The organism is Shewanella sp. 11B5 (assembly GCF_002836795.1).
Lineage (GTDB): Bacteria > Pseudomonadota > Gammaproteobacteria > Enterobacterales > Shewanellaceae > Shewanella > Shewanella frigidimarina.
In genome coordinates this window covers 1-5,326 of record NZ_PJAP01000543.1, presented here as the reverse complement: position 1 = coordinate 5,326, position 5,326 = coordinate 1, and the positions used below count along the sequence as shown (strand labels likewise).

Here is a 5,326-nt window from a genome sequence, read left to right as displayed (position 1 = left end):
CTTTAGCACTTGTTAGTGGAGCATCGGTGAGATTTGTTGCTGATATCAAAAATGCATTCGCGACAGCATGACAATGGCTAATGCATTGACTCATATCGTTTAAACAACAGTCACCGTTAGTGTCGCAGTCACCTTGCATCATCGTTGATTGCTGCATGCTACTCGACTGCATATCTGACATAGCCATTTCATTAGACATAGCAAAACTTGGAACAAGTAATTGTCCAAGTAGTGAAATTATCATTGCTATGTTTAACAGCGTATTTCGCATTATGTCGGCCATATGATGAGTACGATTTAACATTAACAATTTAACTAGAGCGATAATAAGAGCTGAATCACATTTTAAGATTTAGCCATAGTTGAATGACCTTTACCTTACATGTGCTATGGCAGAGTAATACCACTGTTACAATAAACCTAAGTAATAAACCTTAGTAATAAACCTTAGTAATAAAAAATCTTAGCATTTAATGCTGGGTAAGCATTTCCATTGGGTTGAATATTGAGGTGTGAGTAAATCACGGCGCATGGCCCATTTTTGTTGTATCCCTTGTGCAGCCAAAAACACTGTATCGCGGCCGTATCGTTGGTTGATGCCGTCAAGCGTGTCCATTAAGGCATAATTAACCTTCGCGGTATTAAATAAATCAAATTGAAAATGTTTCTCGCTGGTTAAATCAACTAGGCCTACACCAATTTTGTAATAACGAACACCATTGCTAAATAATCTCGGGGCGGCGTCGGTCATGGCTTTGGTGAGTTCAATGGTGCAATTGGTTGGACATGGAAAATGGACGATAACTTTATAACTCACAGGCCGTTCGTCATGGGGCGAATTACTGGCAAATAACAACATGGTTTTACAATGTGAGCCTTGTTGACGAGCTTTACTTGCTGCGATGCCAACATGTTTACTCAATGCCTGTAATAGCGATTCAAAATCGCAAATACGTTCGCCCACACTGCGGGTGGAGAAAATTTGTTTTTTATCTGCCCTAGCCTCATCCCATTGTTTACACACTTCGCCGTTAAGTTCGCGTACAGTGCGTTCAATTTCAATACTAAATTGTTTTCTGGCCAAACTGGGTAGCATAGAGGCGAGATCGTATGCGCTGCGAATATTCATCAATTCAAGCTTTTTACTGATGCGCCTGCCAATCCCCCACACCTCTTTTACGGCAAGTTGGCGTAAAATGTCATTACGTTGCTGCGCAGTGTCGATAACGCACACTCCTTGGTATCCCGGGATTTTTTTAGCGGCGTGATTGGCTATTTTAGCTAAGGTTAACGTTTGGCCCATGCCCACACAAACAGCCAAGCGTGCTTCTTTCCAAACGGCACGGCGAATTAAATGACCCTGGCTATGCAGGCATTTGATAGCAGGATAACTGTGTTTAAAAGACAGAAAGCTTTCATCGATGGAGTACACATGTTGCTCTGGTGCAAAACGACCAATTATTGCCATCATCTTTGCCGATAAATCGGCATACAATTCATAATTAGATGAGCACACAATGACATTGCGCTGGGCACATAATGCTTTAGCTTGAAAGTAAGGCAAAAACTTCTCAATACCCGCCTCTTTTGCTTGCCGATTAGCCGCGACAATACAGCCATCGTTATTGCTCAGCACAATAATCGGTCTGCCGCGCCAGTCAGGGCGAAAAACCTGTTCTGCACTGCAATAAAAAGCATTGGCATCGACTAAGGCAAACATTGTTACCTAACCTTTTTTGCTGATAAGCAGTGGGCTTTGACGATGACAACGAATCGAGCGAATAACCACACCTTCAATACTAAAGTCATCATAGTCGCAGATGGTCACAGGTAAATGTTGCTCATTAGACGACATCAGCATTCGCCGATGCATGTCGAGAATTTTACACACAAATTCACCATTAAAATTAGCCACTATCACGTCGCCATTTCTAGCCGTTTCATGACGGTCGACAATCAATAAGTCACCATCATATATTCCCACTCCTTGCATCGACTCACCTTGGGCTAAGCCGATAAAAGTGGAACTTGGATGCTGAATTAATATCTCATCAAGGCTGAGGCCTAACTGAAGATACTCAGCGGCAGGTGATTCGAAACCGGTAATACCGGCACTGGCTGCAATGGGAATAACGCGCATATGACAACCTCTAATATGATGTATACGATACAAATAAATACTGTATAAATAAACAGTACATATTAGCGTTAAATTTTGTCAGCGCAAGTTTATTTGCTTTAAATCGCGACAAGCGGCGGTTATGTTCAACCGTTAACGGCGTTTTTATTGCCTCTGCACAACAACATCGGTCCATAACTAACGCTTCTTCAATGTAGCAAAGCGTCAATACATCAAAGTGATAGCTTCATTATTGATGAAATAATATGTCCAAGGTCAAAATATAATCAGTAAGCTTGGTCTACACTGTTAACAGGAGCAAAAATCAAGCTAACCTGTTTATAAAACAAACGAATATACTTATTTCATATTGGCTCGGGGGTCTAGCATGACACTCGCAACATTCCATATCGACATGCACGATGATAACTGCTTACTGAACCTTGCTGGTGATTGGCAATTAGGCCAAGCACCGCTAGGCGCAGATATTTGTGCTGAGCTGCCATCCAATTGCCAATCTATCACCTTAATCACCACAGAGTTGTCTCATTGGGATTCAAGCCTCGCCATTGCCTTATTACAATTATCTCGCTGGTGTGAGCAGAAAAAAATACCACTCGACACTCAACAAACGCCTCAAGGGTTGCAGCAATTACTGCAACTGGCTACCGATGTTCCTGTTTATCAACCCACTAATGATGGTGCTATTGGCGGATTGTGGCCGACCTTACGTCGAAGTCTTATTAAGCAAGGCTTACAGGTGCACGATGGATTAGTATTTGTTGGCGACTGTACCTTGGTATTAGGCCGTTGGTTGGGAGGTAAAGCGAGAACTCGCCGAAGTGATATCGTTTTTTTTATCGAACAGGCTGGGCCTAAGGGGCTTGCGATTGTTACCTTAATTAGCCTGCTCGTGGGAATGATTTTGGCTTATTTAGGTTCGGTACAGCTGCGTCAATTAGGCGCCCAAGTATATGTGGCTAATTTAGTGGCTATCGGAATGGTGCGTGAAATGGGTGCTCTAATGACAGGCGTTATTATGGCTGGCCGAACCGGAGCCGCTTATGCGGCGCAGTTAGGCACCATGCAAGTTAATGAAGAAATTGATGCGCTGCGAGTGATGGGCATTCCTACCATGGAGTTTCTGGTTTTACCGCGGTTATTAGCATTAATTTTTATTATGCCGCTAATGTGTATTTATTCGGATGTAATAGGCATGATTGGCGGTGCGTTAGTTGCTAACGGTATGGGCGTGAGTTATACCCAATATATTTTGCAAACCCAGGTTGCGATTGATTGGGTCGATATTTCCACTGGTTTAATAAAGAGTTTAATTTTTGGGTTTTTAATTGCGATTGCGGGTTGTCAGGCGGGACTGCTTTGCGGACGTGACTCTAATGCCGTTGGTTTAGCGACGACCCACGCTGTGGTTAAGGCCATTGTTTTTTTGGTTGTCTCCGATGCAGCGCTTAATATCTTATACGATAAATTAGGGATCTAACCATGGTTGATGATGCCTTTATCAGTGTACGTAATCTATCAGTCGGCTACGGCAGTACCGAGGTGCAAAAAAAACTCAACTTCGACATTAACAAGAATGATATCTTTTTTGTCATTGGCGGCAGTGGTTGTGGCAAAACAACCTTGCTGAAATCGATGGTGGGATTACTCACACCACTAAAGGGTGAAGTACTCTATCAAGGCAAAAACTTTTATGAGGCAGATGAACCCACGCAGGTAGCAATGCTCAAAGATTGGGGAATTACCTTCCAAACTGGCGCATTGTTTTCGAGCATGTCGCTTGGCGAGAATGTGGCGTTACCCATGCAGCTCTATACCGACCTTTCGGAGCGACAAATTGCCGAAGCCGTCGCCTATAAACTGGCACTTGTCGGCTTAGCGGGCTTCGAGAAATTTTATCCTGCCGAGTTAAGCGGCGGTATGCACAAACGCGCAGGATTAGCACGGGCGCTGGCATTAGACCCTCAATTGTTATTTTTTGATGAACCCTCTGCAGGTTTAGACCCTATTAGCTCGATGCGTTTAGATCAATTGATCGTGCAAATATGCCAGGCGTTAGACTCTACCGTGATCATTGTGTCCCACGAGCTGCCCAGTATATTGTCAATCGGCACTCGCTGTGTATTTCTGGATAATGAGACCAATACTATGCTCGATTGTGGTGACCCACGAGAATTAAAAATACACAGTAGCCAGCCTAGGGTTCGTCAATTTCTCAATCGTACCGAAAAATCGGAGATCTCATGAGTAAAAGCCAACGACTTCCGCTCGCGATTGGTGCCTTTATATTTGGCGCAATTATCTTAGTGTTTATTGCATTACTGTTCTTTTCCGGTGGGCGTATATTTGCAGAGAAAGCCCCTGTAGTGATGTTTTTTAACAGTTCTGTGCAAGGGTTACAGGTAGGCGCACCGGTAAAATTAAAAGGGGTCATAATAGGTGAAATAAGCGATATCAGTATCGATTTCCCCAACGACAGTAGCCAGGGTGTCACGGCTGCGGTTCATGCCGACTTATTGTTGAAACGTATCAATATAAAAGGGATCCAAGTAGGTGAAGAGTTTTTTTCTCACGCCATCGATAACGGCTTACGCGCCCAGCTGAATTATCTGAGTTTACTCACCGGACTGCTATATGTTGAGCTGGATTTCTTTCCCAACACGTCACCGGTATTTCACGGAGAAAAAGATCAATTATTAGAATTGCCGACCATCGCGACTGATTTCGAATCACTGTCGAAAGACTTGCAATCGTTAAACTTAAAAAGTTTAGTCAACAATGTCGATAATTTAGCTCAGCAGCTCAGTGACATTGCCGCCAGCGGAAAAATACAGCAAGCACTGGATAATTTTGATAATGCAGCCAAAGCAGTTAAAAGCACCGCGATTAACTTAGACAACACTCAAGCAGCATTAGGTAAAAATGGGCTTGAAGTGCTGCTAAAACTCGATAATTTACTGGTGCAATTAAATCATGATGAACCCAAGTTCGTTGAGTCGCTAAACCATAGTTTAACTGAATTACGCAGTACACTATTAAGCATTAATCAGCTTGCAAACCAAGCAGGCAACACACTCGACCAAAACTCGCCATTGTTGATAGAACTCACCAATACATTGGAAGAAATCCGCCGCACAGCTCGATCGCTACGAAGCTTGAGCGAAACCTTAGATGAACAACCTGAGG

Annotated in this window: 5 protein-coding genes and 1 pseudogene; 3 read left to right on the top strand and 3 right to left on the bottom strand. The window is 43.2% G+C overall.

Annotation, left to right across the window (positions count from 1 at the left end; translation table 11 throughout):
- From CXF78_RS12800 to CXF78_RS12790, 3 genes and pseudogenes are all read right to left on the bottom strand, one after another.
- A pseudogene (locus tag CXF78_RS12800) lies at positions 1 to 244 on the bottom strand (hypothetical protein); the annotation flags it as partial.
- Between the two features lie 219 nt (positions 245 to 463).
- Positions 464 to 1,720, bottom strand: a complete 1,257-nt coding sequence (locus CXF78_RS12795; RefSeq protein WP_102037011.1) for a Y-family DNA polymerase — start codon at positions 1,718 to 1,720, stop codon at positions 464 to 466.
- A gap of 6 nt (positions 1,721 to 1,726) precedes the next feature.
- A complete protein-coding gene (locus CXF78_RS12790; RefSeq protein WP_011637424.1) occupies positions 1,727 to 2,140 on the bottom strand; it encodes a LexA family protein in 414 nt (137 codons plus the stop codon).
- 367 nt (positions 2,141 to 2,507) lie between these two features.
- On the opposite strand from CXF78_RS12790, the gene CXF78_RS12785 reads away from it, so the two are divergent.
- The 3 genes from CXF78_RS12785 to CXF78_RS12775 all read left to right on the top strand — a co-directional run.
- Positions 2,508 to 3,620, top strand: coding sequence for an MlaE family ABC transporter permease (locus CXF78_RS12785; RefSeq protein WP_059746736.1), 1,113 nt, complete (start codon positions 2,508 to 2,510; stop codon positions 3,618 to 3,620).
- 2 nt (positions 3,621 to 3,622) lie between these two features.
- Positions 3,623 to 4,387: an ABC transporter ATP-binding protein gene (locus tag CXF78_RS12780; protein WP_011637422.1), complete on the top strand. Its 765-nt coding sequence runs from the start codon at positions 3,623 to 3,625 to the stop codon at positions 4,385 to 4,387.
- Positions 4,384 to 5,326 (top strand): MlaD family protein (locus CXF78_RS12775; protein ID WP_102037010.1); only part of this gene is annotated, 943 nt, incomplete at its 3' end. The genes CXF78_RS12780 and CXF78_RS12775, both read left to right, overlap by 4 nt.